We start from the raw sequence: 17,267 nt of genomic DNA, 5'->3' as shown, positions 1-17,267 counted from the left end.
TTGCCAAACTCTTTTTTTTAATGTGTCTCTGTAGCTCAGTCGGTTAGAGCATCTGACTGTTAATCAGAGGGTCGTAGGTTCGAGTCCTACCAGGGACGCCATCATTTATTATTACATCACAAGTCTTTTGACTTGTTTTTTTTTATTATTGAAATAATATAAAGTATATCTTTTTATACTTTCAACTATTGAAAGTAACTTTCAAAAGAACTTGCATTTTATAAAATTATGAGTATACTCTTAATAAGAGGTGATGCTTATGGTTAATTTGAATGTTTTGTCTACTGAACAGAATAATAATAACAGTAAGGATATTGAATTACAAAGTACACAGGAAATATTAAAAAGGATAAATGAGGAAGATAAGAAAGTTGCTTATTGTGTTGAAAAATCATTAGATAATATATCTTATTTAATTGATAATATTTTAGATAATTATAATGAAAATACACGTATAATATATGTTGGATCAGGTACTTCTGGTAGGCTTGGTATATTAGACGCTTCTGAATGTCCACCAACTTATGGAGTAGATTTTGATAAATTTCAAGGTTTAATATCAGGAGGTAGAGATGCTGTTTTTATGGCAGTTGAAAATGCAGAAGATAGTATAGAAATGGGAATTGAAGATATTAAAAAACTTGATTTAAAACCTTATGATGTTGTTATTGGATTAACTGCTTCAGGAAGAACACCGTATGTAGTTTCTGCTATTAATTATGCCAATAGTATAGGAGTTTTAACAGGTAGTATTTCATGTTCAAAAAATTCTGAAGTTTCTAAAATTGCTAAATGTCCTATTGAAGTTGTAGTAGGACCAGAAATTGTAACAGGTTCAACAAGAATGAAATCAGGAACTGCTCAAAAAATGATATTAAATATGATTTCAACGACTATAATGATTAAATTAGGTAAAGTATTTTCAGGTTATATGGTTGATGTAAAAACTTCAAACTTTAAATTGATAGAAAGAGCTAAAAGAATTATTATATCAACTACACATTGTGATTATGATCTTGCTTCTAAAAAATTAGAAGAAGCTGGGTATAATGTTAAATATGCAATAGTAATGATTTTATTATCTATTACAAAAGAAGAAGCTATATCTAAATTAGATGAATACGGGTATAATGTCGCGAGGTTGATACATGAGTTTAATGATAAAAATAAGGGAGAATAAGGATTTTACTGAAAATGAAAAATATGTTGCTGAATATATTTTGAAAAATATTAGAAATATTAGAAGTATTCCTGCTATGGATATTTCTAAAAATACATATACAAGTATTTCAACGGTTACAAGGATGTGTAAAAAATTAGGTTTTAAAGGCTTTCAAGAATTTAGACTAAAAGCAATAGAAGAAATGGCATTAATTGGAAATAAAGAAATGGTAGTAAATAATAGTGATATAGACGAAAATTGTGATACTAAAGATATAATAGAAAAAATTAGTAAGCTTAGTATAATATCTCTAAAAGAAACAAAAATGTTACAAGACGCTGATATTATAGATAAAATTGTTGATTTAATTAATGAAAAATCTGTTATTGATTTTTATGGAATGGGAGCCTCACATATAGTTTGTTTAGATGCACAGTATAAATTTATGAGAGTAGGTAAAATTGTTAATACTTTTAATGGGACAGATTTACAACATGTTCAAGCAGTTAATAGCGATGATAATCATCTTGCAATAATTGTATCATATTCTGGAATGACTAAAGAAATATTAGATATTGTTAAAATATTGAAAGAAAAAGGAGTTACTACAGTTTCTATAACTAAATATGTAACAAATGCAATTGCTAAGTTGTGTGATTATAATCTATATGTAACTTCTAAAGAATCATTTAAAAGAAGTGCTGCTATTTATTCAAGGATTTCCATTTTAAATTTAATTGATGTTATATATTTAGCTTATTCTAATAAGAATTATAAAGAAGTTGTAAAAAGAATTAATGAAACAAAAATAGAAAAAATAGAAAACCAAAAGGAGTGAGTCGTAATGGATGCAAAAAAAATGGCAAAAGAAATTTTGGATGCTTTAGGTGGGGTAGAAAATATTAGTTCTAATGCAGTTTGTATGACAAGACTTAGAGTTAGTACTAAAAAAGATGTTTCAATTGAAGAATTGAAAAAAATTGATGGTGTATTATCAGTAGTTGAAGCCGATACACTACAAATCGTTTTAGGACCTGGTGTTGTTAATAAGGTTGGGAATGAATTTTCTAAATTAACTAACATACCTTTAGGTTTTGATGATGTAAATGAATTAGCTAAAGAAAATAAGAAGGAAAATAAGGCTAAACATAATGGTATAGTTCAAAGATTCCTACAAAGAATAGCTAATATTTTTGTTCCTTTATTGCCAGGTATAATTGCAGCAGGATTAATACTTGGACTTAGCAATGTAATTACTGTTACTACAAAGGGTGCGTTTAATGGTAGTTGGTGGTTTTTGGCTATTAAAAGTTTAGGATTTGTTATGTTTGGTTATTTATCACTTTATGTTGGTATGAATGCTGCTAAAGAATTTGGTGGAAGTGCAGTGCTTGGAGGTATTATAGGGTCAATATTTATAGCTAATCCAGGTCTTCCTTTATTAACTAAAATAGAAGATAATCCTATTATTTTACCTTTCACAGGTAAGCCATTTACACCAGGATTAGGTGGACTTTTAGCTGCTTTATTTATGGGTATAATAGTATCTTATCTTGAAAAGAATGTTAGAAAATATGTACCTACTTTCTTAGATACTTTCTTAACTCCATTAATTACTTTAATATTAGGTGTATTTATAGCTTTAGGTATTATACAACCAATAGGAAACTTAGTAACAGTTGGAATATTTGGAACACTTAATTTTGTATATAATAGTCTTGGATTTGTAGGAGGATATATATTATCTGCTGCTTTCTTACCACTTGTTTCAGTTGGTTTACACCAAGCTTTAACACCTATACATGTATTATTAAATGATCCTAATGGACCAACTCAAGGAATTAACTATCTATTACCTATACTTATGATGGCAGGTGGAGGACAAGTTGGTGCTGGATTTGCAATATATTTAAAAACTAAGAATAAAAAATTAAAAACTCTAACAAGAGATGCTCTTCCTGTAGGTATTTTAGGTATAGGAGAACCTTTAATGTATGCAGTTACTCTTCCTTTAGGTAAACCATTTATTACAGCTTGTCTTGGTTCTGGATTTGGTGGAATGCTTGCAGCAATATTTAAATTAGGAACTATAACTCAAGGAGTTTCAGGATTATTCGGATTATTAATAGTTGTTCCTGGAACATGGATTTATTTCATAATAGCTATGGTAGGTGCCTATATAGGTGGATTTATCTTAACTTATTTATTTGGAATAGACGAAGAAAGAATAGAAGAAATTTATGGAAATTAAAACAGGGATATCGCTTTATTTAAGTACAGATATACAGAAAAATATAGAAGTTATTAATAAAGCAAGTATGAGTGGTGTGAAGTTTGCCTTCACATCACTTAATATTTTAGAAGAAAATAATATTGATAAAAGTGAGAGACTATACAAATTAATAGAATTATGTACTAAGAATGATATTAAATTAATAGTTGATATTAATGAATATACAAATAGTGGTATATTTTCTAATTTAAAAAATGTATATTTAAGAATAGATGACGGGTATAGTTTAGATGAAATATATGAATTATCTAAAAAAAACATGATAGTTCTTAATGCGAGTACTATAACTAAAAATGATTTAAAATATTTAGAAAATAAAGGAATAGATTTTAATAAGTTACTAGCTTTACATAATTATTATCCTAAAAAATACACAGGAATAGGAGAAAAATATTTTTTAGAACAAAATGAAAAATATAATGAATTTGGAATTAGAACAATGGCTTTTGTATCAGGAGATTTAAAAAGAGGACCTATGTTTGATGGACTACCTACTCTTGAAAATACAAGAGAAGAAAGATTTATAACATCTATATTAAAATTAATTAGTCTTAAGACTGACATAGTTTTAGTTGGTGATATAGATCTTAGTGATGAAAATTGGAAATATTTTAAATATATTTCAGATGGTATAGTTCCACTTAAAAATATAGATAATATATTAAATAATACAGTATTTGAGAATAGAAGAGATTATTCAGAGTATTTAATAAGGTCAAAAATTCCTGAGAGTATAGGCAAAACTAGAAAAGAATTTAAAGAATATATACAAAAAGAATTAAGATATATAAAAAAAGAAAATAGAGAAATTAGAAAAGGTGATATACTTTTAAGTAATGAAAAATACTTAAGATATGAAGGTGAAGTTGAAATTGCATTAAAAAATTTAGGAATAGATGAAAAAAGAGATGTAGTTTCAAGAGTATGTGAGGAAGATGTAGAATTATTGTATTATATATCAATAATTAATAAATTTATATTTTGGAAGTAGTTTTTTACTTCCTTTTTCTTTTACTTGACTAACATTTTTTAAAATGATAGTATTATATTATATATAAATTTCTAGAGGTGTAATATTTATGAATCAGTTTATACAGAAAAAGGAATTATTTCTAAAAAATCCTTCATACTTATTAAAAGTAAAAAAAAGATTTGATATGTTAAAGGATAAGGAAGAGAAAACTCCAGTAGAGAATAGAATATATCTAGTTTGTCAAAAAGATCTTTCAGATGGTATAGAGGCTATAAATATATTATTAAATGATGATAAAGAAAATTTATCTAGTGATGTAAAACAAACTATTAAAGAAATTTTAAAACAATTATTGAGTTAGAAAGGTAAAAATATGGATTTTAAAGAAAAATTAAGAATTTATGCTGAAACTGCTGTAAAAGTAGGAGCAAATGTTCAACAAGGTCAACTTGTAGTTATTAGAACAGTAACTGAAGCAAGAGAGTTAGCTTATGCAGTTGCAGAAGCTGCGTATAAAGCTGGGGCAAGTAATGTAGAAGTTATATGGATGGATAATGAGATTAATAAATTAAGACACATATATGCAACAAAAGAAGTTTTAGGTGATGTTAGAGATTTTGTTAAGGAAGAGTATAAAGATTATGTTGATAGAAATGCGGTATTCATATCTATATTAAGTTCAAATCCTAATCTTTTAGAAGGAATTGATTCTGATAAAATTAAATCAGGAGTAATGGCAAGAAGTTCTGCTATGAAGTATTTACGTTCATCTCTTATGAGTGATAGAAATTCTTGGACTATAATAGGATGTCCTAATAAAGAATGGGCAAAATTAGTATTTCCAGATTTAGACGAAGTTGAAGGAATAAAAAAACTTTGGGATGCAATATTTTATGTAAGTAGAATAGAAGATGAAAATAGTGTTGAAAATTGGATGAAACATATACATAACTTGGAAAGTAGAGCTAAAATATTAAATGATTATAATTTTAAATATTTAAGATATACAAATCAAAAAGGAACTAATTTAGAAATAGAATTACCTAAAGGGCATCTATGGAAAGCTGCACGTGCAATAAACTCTAAAGGTGCTGAATTTACAGCTAATATGCCAACTGAAGAAGTTTATACATTACCTCATAAAAATGGAATAAATGGTAGAGTATATAGCACTAAACCTTTAAATTATAATTCAAATATTATAGATGAATTTTATCTTGATTTTAAAGATGGTAAAGTAATAGGATTTGATGCTAAAAAAGGAAAAGAAATTTTAAAAACATTAATTGATACAGATCAAGGTTCAAAAAGTCTAGGTGAAGTAGCACTTGTTCCACATGATTCTCCAATATCTAATACAAATTTAATGTTTTATGAAACATTATATGATGAAAATGCATCTTGTCATTTAGCTATAGGTGCAGCTTATCCTACTTGTATAGAAAATGGTGTTAATATGAGTGATGAGGAATTAGAAAAATCTGGAGTTAATATTAGTTTAACGCATGTAGACTTTATGATAGGTGATGCTACTTTAAATATATTAGGAATTAAAGAAAATGGTGAAGAAGTACAAGTGTTTAAAAATGGGAATTGGGCATTTTAATGAATTATGACTTTAATCCTGTAATTATAGAAGAAAGTTTTAAAAGAATAAAAAAATATATAGTTAAAACACCTCTTATGAAATCTAATTTATTAAGTGATAAAAATACAAAAATATATTTTAAAATGGAAAATAGACAAAAACTTAATTGTTGTAAGATAAGAGGTGCTTTTGCAAAATTAACGCAACTGGATAATAAAACACCTATTATAGCAGTTTCAAGTGGTAATCATGGTTTATCTATATCTTATGCGAGTAAAATTTTAGGATTTAAAAATACATATATATATTTATCAAAGTCAACAACTAAAGATAAAATTGAAAATATATATAGCTATGGGGTTAATGTAAATAAAGATGGTTTAGATTATGATGATGCACACAGACTTGCAGAAGAGTTTACTAAAAAAGTAAAAGGTACATTTATTGATCCTTGTTCTGATAATATAGCTTTAGCTGGACAAGGCACAATAGCTATAGAAATATTAGAAGATTTACCTAATGTTGATCAAATATTTATTCCAGTTGGAGGTGGTGGAATATTTGCAGGTATAGCTATTTATGCTAAAAGTAAAAATCCAAATATTCGTATTATTGCTGTTCAAACAGAAATGTCACCATCTTTTAGAGATTCTATAAAAGATGGTATTAGATATGAGAATTATAAAGCTAAAGGTGAAAGTATTTGTGATGCTCTTTTAGGTGGAGTTGGAGAATTACCATATTCATTGATAGATAATTATTTAGATGATGTTATGGTTGTAGAAGAAAAATATGTAAAAAAAGCAATTATCCATTTATTACTTAAAGAAAAAAATTTAGTTGAACCAGCAGGAGCAATAGGACTTGGTGCTTATTTTATGTATCCTGAAAAATTCAAGAATAAGAAAAATGTAATAATACTTTCAGGAGGTAATATAGATGAAAGTCTACTTTTAAGTATATTACAAGAAAATAGAAAGGAAGAATAATGAATGAAATTTTAAAAAGAAATGAAGTTGATAAATCTCAAACTTGGGATTTAACAAGTATTTTTATAAATGATGAGGCTTGGGATAAAGAATTTGAAAAATTATCTAGTGAAATAGATGAAGTATTGAAATATAAAGATAATATGGTAGATAATATTGAAAATTTAAAAGCAACATTGAAATTAGATGAGGAGTTATCTATAAGAATAAGTAAATTATACACATATGCTCATTTAAAAGGTGATGAAGATAGTACAAACTCTAAATATCAAGAATATAATAATAAAGCGTTAACACTTTATTCTAGATTTGCATCTAATTCTACATATCAAGAGATAAAATTATTAGAGCTTAGTAGGGAAAAAATAGATGAATATTTTAGTGATGAAGAAATAAAACATTATAAATTTTATGTATTAAATTTATTAAATGAAAAAGAACATAAATTAAGTCAAAAAGAAGAAGAATTACTTGCTAATTTAATGGAAATAATGTCTGTACCTCATAAAACATTCACTATGCTTAATGAAGCAGATTTGAAATTTGATGATATAGTAGATTCAAAAGGAACTGTTTTACCTTTAAATCATGCTAGATATATATCATATTTAGAATCTAATGATAGAGTATTAAGAGAAAATGCTTTTAGAAGTATATATAAGTCTTACGCTAATTTTAAAAATACTTTTGCTTCAACTTTACATGGACAGGTTATAAACCATACAATAGGAGCAAAATTAAAAAAATATTCTAGTGCAAGAAATGCAGCTCTTTCAAATAATTATATAGATGAAAATGTTTATGATGCCTTAGTTGAAGCTGTAAATTCAAGATTAGATTTATTACATAAGTATATGCAAATTAGAAAAAATATATTAAAATTAGATGAAATGCATCAATATGATATACATACTTCATTGATAGAAGATGTTAAATTAACATTTACATTTGAAGAAGCAAAAGATATTATAATAGATGCATTAAGTGTAATGGGAGAAGAATATATAACTATATTAAAAAAAGCATTTGATGAAAGATGGATAGACTATGCTGAAAATGAAGGTAAGAGATCTGGGGCTTATTCAGGTGGGACTTATGGAACAAATCCATATATACTAATAAGTTGGAGAGGAACGATAGATAATTTATTTACATTAGCTCATGAATTAGGACATAGTATGCATAGTTATTATACAAGAAATTACCAACCTCAAGTATATGGTAATTATACAATATTCTTAGCAGAGGTTGCGAGTATAACTAATGAATTATTATTAAGTCATTATTTAATGAAAAAATATTCAAATGATGATAAGGTTAAGGCATATATAGTAAATCATGATTTAGATAAAATTAAATCTACTTTATATAGACAAACTCAATTTGCTGAATTTGAAAACGAAATTCATAAATTGGTAGAACAAGGTGGAGCATTAACTGCTGATATTTTATCTAATCTATATTTTGATATTAATAAAAAATATTATGGAGAATATATTACTTATGATGAAGAAATTAAATATGAATGGGCTAGAATTCCACATTTCTATTATAATTTCTATGTATATCAATATGCTACTGGAATATCAGCTGCTTCAGCATTTGCTAAAAAAATATTAACAGAAGGTAAACCTGCAGTAGAAAAATATATTAATTATTTAAAATCTGGTTCTAGTGATTATTCTCTTGAAATATTAAAAAAAGCAGGAGTTGATATGAGTACTAATAAACCAGTACTTGATTGTTTAGATATATTTGAAAAACAATTACAAGAATTTGAAAAATTTGTTAAATAGATAAATAAAAAATCTCATATTAGATAATAAATCTTGATATGAGATTTTTATTTTATTTTATTTTTTAGTTTTTATTTCTTCAACAATATTTTCTTCATTTTCTATATTGCTAATTTTTTTATTTTTAAGATACTCATAAAGATTAATTAGTACCACTCCTGTATTTCCTAAATACATAATTAGCCATCCCCATGATAGTATTATTTTAGTATTTAGGAAATTTTTCCAAAATTCAAAACTTCCAGTAAAGTGTTTCATTTTATAATAAACATAAATTAATAAACTAGTTATTAGAATAAATTCTAGGATTGATAAAGCTAGAGATATTTTTTTACTCCAATTATCTTTTATGTAAAAAGAATGTGCACCTATTCCTAAAAGAACTAAAGTAACTATTATAGATTTAAAACCTAAATTTATTAATGTGATGTATAACTTATTACTTTCAGTTAAATTTATTGAGATTATTGGACTAATAATACCAAGACAAAGTAAAACTGAAAATCCTTTTTTAATACGATTTAACATATTATTTCTCCTTTATATCAATATATTTTACATTACCATCTAAAACATAAACCATATCTTTTCTTTCAACTACTATTTGAATTTTATTTTTCATTTCTTGATTTTCAAGTATTTTTTTAAATAATCTTTTAGCAGGATTAATAGCTACAGGAAAACCAACTTTAGTAAACATTCCATAATCACCAGTAGTATCACCATAAGCATATGATTTTTCAAGATCAATATCATATTTTTTAACAAAATCATTGATAGCATGAATTTTACTTTCACTATCCCACATAGGTTCTAGTTTACCGTTATAGTAACCATTTTTATCTTTATGGTATATTGTTCCAATATAGTCATGCGCACCTAATTTTTTTGCCATTTTTTCAACTAGAAAAGAAGGTGAACCTGATATTATAATTACTAAATCGCCTTTTTCTATGTGTTCTTTTATTTTGTGTCTAGAGTAGGTATAAATTTTTTCAGATTTACGCTCGATGACTCTTGTCGCCACATAATCAATGTCTTCACAGCTAATATTTTGCATATAACTAATATAGCTTTCAACTACTTCATCAAGATAATCATCGTAAGATCCTCTTCGTTTTTCCCAATTTTCAAATTTATTTTTTACTCCTCCAACAAAACTTGTCTCTTCAAAAAAGCCAAATTTTATTAACATTTTAAAGTGTTCAATTAATAATGAATTTCTAAAAATTGTACCATCAACATCAAAAAATGCAGCAATTTTTTTACTCATATTTTACCTCCAATGTCTTTTTAAAATTATATCATATATTAATTGTTTAAGCAAATTTGTAGAAAAATTTTACAAAATATGATAAAATTAAAATATTAAGTTTTTTGGAGAGATAATTATGGAAAATACGGATAGTAGGGTAATTTTTGATAAGATAAAAGAGTGTATAGTAAATAATCATAAAGAATTAGACATTAAAAGAATAGAAGATGCATATATATTGGCTCAGGAGTCTCATAAGGGTCAACTAAGAAAAAGTGGAGAGGAATATATTATTCATCCATTAGAAGTTGCAGAAATTCTACTTAATTTAAGAATGGATACAGATACTATAGTTGCAGGAATACTTCACGATGTTGTTGAAGATACTATGATTACTTTATCAGATATAGAGTATATTTTTGGAAAAGATGTATCTAATTTAATAGATGGTGTTACTAAATTAAAAAATTTACCTAGAAAACAAGGAAAGCAGATAGAAAATATTAGAAAAATGGTAGTTGCTATGTCAGAAGATGTTAGAGTAGTTATCATCAAACTTGCAGATAGGTTACATAATATGCGTACTTTGAAATTCCAATCACCAGAAAAACAAATAGAAAAATCTCGTGAAACAATGGATATATATGCTCCAATTGCTCATAGAATAGGTATGGGAAAAATTAAATCAGAACTTGAAGATTTGGCTTTTTACTATATTAATCCAGAAGGGTATAATGAGATAAAAAATTTAGTAAATATAAAAAAAGAAGAAAGAAATAACTATATTGAAAAAATAATAAAGATAATAAAAGAAGAAATTGATAAAAGTGATGTAGAAGCTAAAGTTAATGGAAGATCTAAACATCTATACAGCATATATAGAAAAATGAAGGAGAAAAATAAAGATTTTGGCGATCTTATGGATTTAACAGCTATAAGGATAATAACGCATAAAGAAGTTGATTGTTATACTGTTTTAGGGATAGCTCATTCTATATTTAAACCTGTATCAGGAAGATTTAAAGACTATATAGCTGCCCCTAAGCCTAATGGTTACCAATCTATACATACAACTGTTGTTGGACCAGATAATCAGATAGTTGAAATACAAATTAGAACAGAACAAATGCATCAAATAGCAGAAGAAGGAGTTGCAGCTCACTGGAAGTATAAAGAAAAAAAATCTAAAGATAAAAATGAAGCATATTATGCTTCTGTTAAGAAAATAATAGAGTCTAATATTAATGATACGTTTGCTAAAGAAGTAACAGTTGAAATACTTAAGAAGACTATATTTGTATTTACTCCTAAAGGAGATGTAATAGAACTTCAAGAAGGTTCTACTGTACTTGATTTTGCCTTTCAAGTTCATACCCAAATAGGTTATAGAACTATTGGTGCTAAAATTAATGATAGAATAGTAACTTTAGATCATGTTATACATAATGGAGATAAAGTTGAAATTTTAACTTCAAAAACAGCTAAAGGACCAGGTAGTGATTGGATAAATATAGTAACAAGTCCAAGTAGTAAATCAAAAATAAAAAAATGGTTTAAAGATAAAGAATTTGAAGAAAAATCTAAGATTGGTGAAGACTTAGTAATAGAAGCTTTTTCAAAAATTGGAATAAAATTTAAAGATATAGAAGAAGATGAAAAAATTCTTTTATATATGAAGAAGTATAATATAAGTAATATAGAACAACTTTATTATAAATTTGCTAATAATGAATTAGTTTTAGAAAATTTAGTTAATAAATTTGAAGATAAAGAAAAGAAAGCTGAAGTATATGAAAGAATAGAGGAAGAAACAGCAAAAACTAATAGTCAAATGTCTAAAAAAGATAGCTTGGGAGTTAAAGTTACAGGTTCAGATAATACTTTATTTACTTTTGCAAAATGTTGTTCACCGTTACCAGGGGACGATATAAAAGGATTTGTTACGAGAGGTAGAGGTATAGTTATACATAGAAATGATTGTATGAATATATTAAATTCTCTTAAAAATGAGCCAGAAAGAGAAATTGAAGTAATATGGGATGAAAAATTAATTAAGGAATCAAATACTAAATATCAAGCCAACTTTACTGTTAAAACTCTAGGTAGAGAGGGAATATTGATGGATATTATAAGAATAATGACTGAATATAAAATTAATTTAGTTGGTGTAAATACTAATGTAACTAAAGAGAATGGTAAAGAGGTAGGTCATATTCACTTTAATGTTCTTATAAAAGATAAAAAATATTTAGAAAAGTTATTTAAACATTTAAATTCTATGCCAGAAATTACGGGTATACTTAGAAAATAGAAAGGATAATAATGGAAAAACCAATTAAATATATTAAAATTGCTCAAGATGGAAGAGCTCGTGCAGGTATAATAAAAACACCACATGGTGAAATACATACCCCGGTATTTATGCCTGTTGGAACACAAGCAACAGTTAAAACTTTAACTCCAGAAGATTTAGAGGAAATAGGGGCTGAGATTATATTAGGAAATACTTATCATCTATATTTAAGACCAGGAGATGATTTGGTTGCCAAATTTGGTCATTTACATGGATTTATGAATTGGAAACATTCTATACTTACGGATAGTGGAGGATTTCAAATATTTTCTCTTGGAGATTTAAGAAAGATAAAGGAAGAAGGAGCTTATTTTAGATCTCATCATGATGGTTCAAAACATTTTATATCTCCTGAAAAATCTATAGAAATACAAAATAACTTAGGATCAGATATAATGATGGTGCTAGATGAATGTCCTCATGGGTTATCTACAAGAGAATACTTAATACCATCTATAGATAGAACAACACGTTGGGCAAAAAGATGTATAGAGGCAAATAAAAATCCAGAAAAACAAGGACTATTTGCTATAGTTCAAGGTGGAATATATGAAGATTTAAGGGATAGATCTCTTGAAGGACTTATGGAGTACAATGATGATTTTTCTGGATTTGCTATAGGTGGTCTTGCAGTAGGTGAACCAAGTGAGGATATGTATAGAATTTTAGATTATATAACACCTAAATTGCCAGAAGATAAACCAAGATATCTTATGGGAGTAGGTGAACCTTTAGATATGCTAGAAGCTATAGAAAATGGTGTAGATATGATGGATTGTGTTCATCCTTCAAGAATAGGTAGACACGGGACAGTATTTACTAAATATGGAAGACTTGTCATAAAAAATAAAGAGTATGAATTAGATGATAGGCCTTTAGATATAGCTGATAATTATGTATGTAGAAATTATACTAGAGCATACATACGTCATTTGTTTAAAGCAAATGAAATGTTGGGACAAAGATTAGCTACATATCATAATATATGGTTTTTAATTAATCTTATGAAAGAAGCAAGAAAAGCTATTGAAGAAGGAAGATTTAAAGAATTTAAAGAAGAATTTATTAGAAACTATACACAAGGTAAGAATTCAGATTGGATTAAGCCTAAGAAAATAGGGGAGTAGTTATGATAGATATAAATAGAATAGATGCTATTGGTCTTGGTTATGGAGAGTTAGCACTTAAGGGTAAAAATAGAGGTACATTTGAAAATAATATAAAAAATAGAATATTAAATAAGATAAAAAAATATGATGCAGAATTAGTAAATGATATGTCAAAACTATATATTTATTTAGATAATAATGCAAAAGAAATATTAGAAGAGATAAAAAAAGTATTTGGTATAAATAATATTAATTTATCAGTTAAATGTGAAACTAATGAAAAAGATATAAAAAATAAGATTTTGGAAGTAGCAAATGATGTATATGAAAAAGGCGCAAGAACTTTTAAAGTAGAAGTTAATAGAGGAAATAAAAAATTTGAAAAAAATTCAATGGAATTTGCAAAAGATTTAGGAGCTCATATATTAATAAATTCAAAATTTGAAAAAGTTTCTATGAGAGAACCTGATGTTTTATTTAGTTTAGATATACGTGAAAAAACATATATATATACAGAAAAAATACAAACTTATGGTGGACTTCCTTTAGGTAGTGCAGGTAGAGGACTTGTTTTAATATCAGGGGGTATAGATTCTCCTGTGGCATCGTTTATGATGTGTAAAAGAGGACTTAAATTAGATTTTGTAACATTTCATTCTTTTCCTTTTACATCAGAAAAGGCTTTGATAAAGATAGAAGAATTAGTTAAAATATTAAGTGAATATAATTTAAAAGCTAATTTTTATTCTATGAATATATTAAAAATACAACAAGAAATAAATGCAAAGACTGATAAATCTTATGCAACGATATTAACAAGACGTGCTATGATGAGACTTGCACAAAAAATTGCAAAAAATTATGGTTTAAATGCGTTAGTTACTGGTGAAAGTTTAGGACAAGTTGCTTCTCAAACTTTAGAAGGATTAAATGCAACTAATGCTGTAGTTGAAGATTTGGTAGTATTTAGACCATTGATAGGTATGGATAAATTAGAAATTATAGAAATTGCAAGAGAAATAGGAACTTATGAAAAATCTATTGAACCACACGATGATTCTTGTGCAATGTTTGCGCCACGTCATCCAAATACTAAACCCAAAAAAGAAAATGTAGAATTAGAAGAAGCAAAGATAGAAAATTATTTTGATATTTTAGAAGAAATATATAAAGAGAAAAAAGTAGTGGTAGTTAAGTAATATGGATTATAAAGAAAAATTAAATAAATATTATAATTCTTTCTATAACTTTGCTAAAATATTCTATAAAAACTTTTTATCTTCTGATATATCACTATTAGCTTCTAATTTAACATATATGATGATATTGACTATATTTCCTTTTTTTGCAATAGTAATAGGAGTTTCTAAAGGATTTGGATTAGATGAAATTTTAATTTCAGAATTAACAAAATTTGTTCCACAAGATGAAGTTAGAATAAACTATGTCTTAAACGTAATAAATAACCTTATAGTTTCAGCTAAAGGTGGTGTATTAACAGGATTGGGTATAATAATACTTGTTTATTCAGTAATAAGTATGTTTGACCTTTTAGAAAAAACTTTTAATAATATATGGAATGTAAAGGATAAAAGAAAGTATAGTACTAAGATAATAAGTTATGTTGCAATCACATTTATAGCTCCTATATTTTTGTTATTAATTATAGGTTCAAGTTCAGTTATAGTTGACGTAGTGAGCAAATATTTAGGAAATATTGCAATATTAACTTTAATATTTGTTAGACTGATAAATATAACATTAATACTTTTAGTATTGTTAGCTCTTTTTTTATTAGTTCCTAATAAAAGAGTTCAATTAATTCCTGCTTTTATAGGAAGTTTATTTACACTTATAGGTATCTATGTAATTTATGTTATATACTCTATACTTCAAACTTCAATTAATAGATATAATATAATATACGGTTCACTTGCCTTTGTTCCTATATTTTTAATTTGGATAAAATATATATGGACAGTTATATTAATAGGAGCTCAAATAACATATAGTATACAAACATCTAAGGAATTTGTAGAAGAAAAATATGTTTTATCAGTTAATGAAACTAAAAAGTTAGGATTATATTTACTTTATATAGTTATAGAAAATTTTGAAAATATGGGAGATCCTTTTACTATAAATGATTTAAAGAATGAATCTGGACTTCCAAAGTCTATAATTAAAGAAGGTATAAGAACATTGCAAGATATATATTTGTTGAATGAATTTTTTGATTCTAAAACGAATCAAAGTTTTTATCAAGTTAATAAAAATCCTAATGCAATAACAATTAAACTATATAATGATTTAGTTGAGAAATCTGATGTATCTTCAGATATAATACTTGAAAAAATTACTGAAGATAAAAAAGAAAAATATTTAAGAATATCAAAAGAAATTGATTTTAAAAATATAGAGCTTATTAAGGAGATAAAATGATATATATAGTAATTATTTTACTAATAGTTTTGATATTTCTTATAATTTATTTAATATTGAATAATAAAAAAGATAATTTTGATAAATTTAAATATGAAATATTTGAAATAATAGAAAATAGGAATTCTAAAAATAATGATAATATTAGTAAAAATTTTATAGATATAAAAGATAATATAAATAATATGAATAATACTAATTATGAAAATATTATAAAAAAAATATCAGATATATCAAATAGTCAAAAGAGTTTAGAAACTGTAACTCAAGAAATAGTTAAATTTCAAAATATATTGAATGATAAAAAATCAAGAGGTAGATTTGGTGAAATTAGATTAGAAGAAGTTCTTGAAAATATTTATGGAGATAGTAAAATATTTGAAAGACAGTATAAAATGACTAATGGTAAGATAGCTGATACTATTATAAAATTAAGTGATAAAATAGTTGCTATAGATTCTAAATTTCCGTTAGAAGCATATATTAAATATGAAGAAGATAGCAGTTCTAACAATAGAAGTGAATTTGCTAAAAGTATAAAAAAACATATAGATGATATTTCTAGTAAATACATTATAGAAGGTGAAACTTTAAATCAAGCTATAATGTTTTTACCGAGTGAGTCTATATATTTAGAAATATATAAAAATTTTGAAGATATAATATATTATGGATATAAAAATCATGTTTGGATAACTTCTCAAACGAATTTATTGATATATATTTCAACATTAGTATATGCAAATCTTGAGTTTGAAAAAACTAAGGAATCTGAAAATATATTAAATAAATTAATAGCTTTTTCTGAAGAATTTACTAGATATAAACAAAGATGGTCAAATTTAGAAAAGGATTTTGAAAAGCTAGAAAAAGATTTTAGAGAATTAAATATAACAGCAAATAAAATAAGTAACAAATTTGATGATATTAATAATTTAAAAAATAGATAGGATAGGAGAGAAAAATGAGAAAATCAGGAATTTTATTACACCCTACTTCACTTTATGGGAAAGAAGGAATTGGGACTTTAGGTGATAGTTTGTATGAATTTATAAACTTTTTATCTAAATCTAAACAAAAATTATGGCAAATATTTCCGTTAGGACCAACTGGATATGGAGATTCACCTTATCAATGTTTTTCAGCGTTTGCAGGTAATCCATATTTAATAGATTTAGAAGCATTAGCTAAAGAAGGTTATTTAAGTTTTGAGGATATAAATATAGATTTTGGTGATGATGTTGAAAAAATTAATTATGGTTTAATTTATGAAAGAAAATTACCTATATTAAAAAAAGCTTATATTA

General features: G+C 25.7%; 16 protein-coding genes and 1 tRNA gene. 15 read left to right on the top strand and 2 right to left on the bottom strand.

What is annotated here, in order from left to right:
* Window positions 1-24 precede the first annotated feature (24 nt).
* From ACWYO2_RS01490 to pepF, 9 genes are all read left to right on the top strand, one after another.
* Window positions 25-101 (top strand) — tRNA-Asn (locus ACWYO2_RS01490).
* Window positions 102-259: 158 nt separating this feature from the next.
* Window positions 260-1,180 (top strand): N-acetylmuramic acid 6-phosphate etherase, encoded by a 921-nt coding sequence (murQ, locus tag ACWYO2_RS01485; RefSeq protein WP_455514726.1) that lies wholly within the window; start codon window positions 260-262, stop codon window positions 1,178-1,180.
* Window positions 1,149-2,000 (top strand): MurR/RpiR family transcriptional regulator, encoded by an 852-nt coding sequence (locus tag ACWYO2_RS01480; protein WP_455514725.1) that lies wholly within the window; start codon window positions 1,149-1,151, stop codon window positions 1,998-2,000. Before murQ ends, ACWYO2_RS01480 begins: the two co-directional genes overlap by 32 nt.
* Window positions 2,001-2,006: 6 nt before the next feature.
* The gene (locus ACWYO2_RS01475) at window positions 2,007-3,413 is read left to right on the top strand and encodes a PTS transporter subunit EIIC (protein WP_455514724.1); all 1,407 of its coding nucleotides are present in this window, start codon (window positions 2,007-2,009) and stop codon (window positions 3,411-3,413) included.
* Window positions 3,403-4,446, top strand: coding sequence for a MupG family TIM beta-alpha barrel fold protein (locus ACWYO2_RS01470; protein WP_455514723.1), 1,044 nt, complete (start codon window positions 3,403-3,405; stop codon window positions 4,444-4,446). The genes ACWYO2_RS01475 and ACWYO2_RS01470 overlap by 11 nt, the downstream gene beginning before the upstream one ends.
* A gap of 88 nt (window positions 4,447-4,534) precedes the next feature.
* Window positions 4,535-4,789: a hypothetical protein gene (locus ACWYO2_RS01465; RefSeq protein WP_455514722.1), complete on the top strand. Its 255-nt coding sequence runs from the start codon at window positions 4,535-4,537 to the stop codon at window positions 4,787-4,789.
* 12 nt (window positions 4,790-4,801) lie between these two features.
* Window positions 4,802-6,034: an aminopeptidase gene (locus ACWYO2_RS01460; RefSeq protein WP_455514721.1), complete on the top strand. Its 1,233-nt coding sequence runs from the start codon at window positions 4,802-4,804 to the stop codon at window positions 6,032-6,034.
* Window positions 6,022-7,005: a pyridoxal-phosphate dependent enzyme gene (locus ACWYO2_RS01455; protein WP_455514720.1), complete on the top strand. Its 984-nt coding sequence runs from the start codon at window positions 6,022-6,024 to the stop codon at window positions 7,003-7,005. Before ACWYO2_RS01460 ends, ACWYO2_RS01455 begins: the two co-directional genes overlap by 13 nt.
* Window positions 7,005-8,801 (top strand): oligoendopeptidase F, encoded by a 1,797-nt coding sequence (gene pepF, locus ACWYO2_RS01450; protein WP_455514719.1) that lies wholly within the window; start codon window positions 7,005-7,007, stop codon window positions 8,799-8,801. The genes ACWYO2_RS01455 and pepF overlap by 1 nt, the downstream gene beginning before the upstream one ends.
* 57 nt (window positions 8,802-8,858) lie before the next feature.
* Here pepF and ACWYO2_RS01445 read toward each other — a convergent pair whose 3' ends face one another.
* Together ACWYO2_RS01445 and ACWYO2_RS01440 are read right to left on the bottom strand one after the other, a co-directional pair.
* Window positions 8,859-9,329: a hypothetical protein gene (locus ACWYO2_RS01445; RefSeq protein ID WP_455514718.1), complete on the bottom strand. Its 471-nt coding sequence runs from the start codon at window positions 9,327-9,329 to the stop codon at window positions 8,859-8,861.
* A 1-nt stretch (window position 9,330) separates the two neighbouring features.
* Window positions 9,331-10,074 carry an HAD family hydrolase gene (locus ACWYO2_RS01440; protein ID WP_455514717.1) on the bottom strand — a complete coding sequence of 248 codons (744 nt, stop codon included), beginning with the start codon at window positions 10,072-10,074 and terminating at the stop codon, window positions 9,331-9,333.
* 118 nt (window positions 10,075-10,192) lie between these two features.
* Between ACWYO2_RS01440 and ACWYO2_RS01435 the strand changes: the two genes are divergently transcribed.
* The 6 genes from ACWYO2_RS01435 to ACWYO2_RS01410 form a co-directional block, all read left to right on the top strand.
* A complete protein-coding gene (locus tag ACWYO2_RS01435) occupies window positions 10,193-12,367 on the top strand; it encodes a RelA/SpoT family protein (protein WP_455514716.1) in 2,175 nt (724 codons plus the stop codon).
* Window positions 12,368-12,378: 11 nt separating this feature from the next.
* Window positions 12,379-13,536 (top strand): tRNA guanosine(34) transglycosylase Tgt, encoded by a 1,158-nt coding sequence (gene tgt / locus ACWYO2_RS01430; RefSeq protein ID WP_455514715.1) that lies wholly within the window; start codon window positions 12,379-12,381, stop codon window positions 13,534-13,536.
* Between the two features lie 2 nt (window positions 13,537-13,538).
* Complete coding sequence (thiI, locus tag ACWYO2_RS01425) at window positions 13,539-14,717, top strand: tRNA uracil 4-sulfurtransferase ThiI (protein ID WP_455514714.1); 1,179 nt, start codon at window positions 13,539-13,541, stop codon at window positions 14,715-14,717.
* Window position 14,718: 1 nt separating this feature from the next.
* Complete coding sequence (locus tag ACWYO2_RS01420) at window positions 14,719-15,960, top strand: YihY/virulence factor BrkB family protein (protein ID WP_455514713.1); 1,242 nt, start codon at window positions 14,719-14,721, stop codon at window positions 15,958-15,960.
* Window positions 15,957-16,910: a DNA recombination protein RmuC gene (locus ACWYO2_RS01415; protein ID WP_455514712.1), complete on the top strand. Its 954-nt coding sequence runs from the start codon at window positions 15,957-15,959 to the stop codon at window positions 16,908-16,910. Before ACWYO2_RS01420 ends, ACWYO2_RS01415 begins: the two co-directional genes overlap by 4 nt.
* A gap of 14 nt (window positions 16,911-16,924) precedes the next feature.
* On the top strand, window positions 16,925-17,267 hold a 343-nt coding region (locus ACWYO2_RS01410; RefSeq protein ID WP_455514711.1), incomplete at its 3' end, for a 4-alpha-glucanotransferase.

It is taken from the genome of Pseudostreptobacillus sp., assembly GCF_977040545.1.
Note: the sequence above shows the minus strand (reverse complement) of the source record. Positions and strands in the feature narration are given on the sequence as shown.

What these genes read in the sequence shown, in the direction of transcription:
- murQ (WP_455514726.1), top strand. Translation starts at nt 260, where the DNA reads ATGGTTAATTTGAATGTTTTGTCTACTGAACAGAATAATAATAACAGT.
- ACWYO2_RS01480 (WP_455514725.1), top strand. Translation starts at nt 1,149, where the DNA reads ATGAGTTTAATGATAAAAATAAGGGAGAATAAGGATTTTACTGAAAAT.
- ACWYO2_RS01475 (WP_455514724.1), top strand. Translation starts at nt 2,007, where the DNA reads ATGGATGCAAAAAAAATGGCAAAAGAAATTTTGGATGCTTTAGGTGGG.
- ACWYO2_RS01470 (WP_455514723.1), top strand. Translation starts at nt 3,403, where the DNA reads ATGGAAATTAAAACAGGGATATCGCTTTATTTAAGTACAGATATACAG.
- ACWYO2_RS01465 (WP_455514722.1), top strand. Translation starts at nt 4,535, where the DNA reads ATGAATCAGTTTATACAGAAAAAGGAATTATTTCTAAAAAATCCTTCA.
- ACWYO2_RS01460 (WP_455514721.1), top strand. Translation starts at nt 4,802, where the DNA reads ATGGATTTTAAAGAAAAATTAAGAATTTATGCTGAAACTGCTGTAAAA.
- pepF (WP_455514719.1), top strand. Translation starts at nt 7,005, where the DNA reads ATGAATGAAATTTTAAAAAGAAATGAAGTTGATAAATCTCAAACTTGG.
- ACWYO2_RS01445 (WP_455514718.1), bottom strand. Translation starts at nt 9,329, where the DNA reads ATGTTAAATCGTATTAAAAAAGGATTTTCAGTTTTACTTTGTCTTGGT.
- ACWYO2_RS01440 (WP_455514717.1), bottom strand. Translation starts at nt 10,074, where the DNA reads ATGAGTAAAAAAATTGCTGCATTTTTTGATGTTGATGGTACAATTTTT.
- ACWYO2_RS01435 (WP_455514716.1), top strand. Translation starts at nt 10,193, where the DNA reads ATGGAAAATACGGATAGTAGGGTAATTTTTGATAAGATAAAAGAGTGT.
- tgt (WP_455514715.1), top strand. Translation starts at nt 12,379, where the DNA reads ATGGAAAAACCAATTAAATATATTAAAATTGCTCAAGATGGAAGAGCT.
- thiI (WP_455514714.1), top strand. Translation starts at nt 13,539, where the DNA reads ATGATAGATATAAATAGAATAGATGCTATTGGTCTTGGTTATGGAGAG.
- ACWYO2_RS01420 (WP_455514713.1), top strand. Translation starts at nt 14,719, where the DNA reads ATGGATTATAAAGAAAAATTAAATAAATATTATAATTCTTTCTATAAC.
- ACWYO2_RS01415 (WP_455514712.1), top strand. Translation starts at nt 15,957, where the DNA reads ATGATATATATAGTAATTATTTTACTAATAGTTTTGATATTTCTTATA.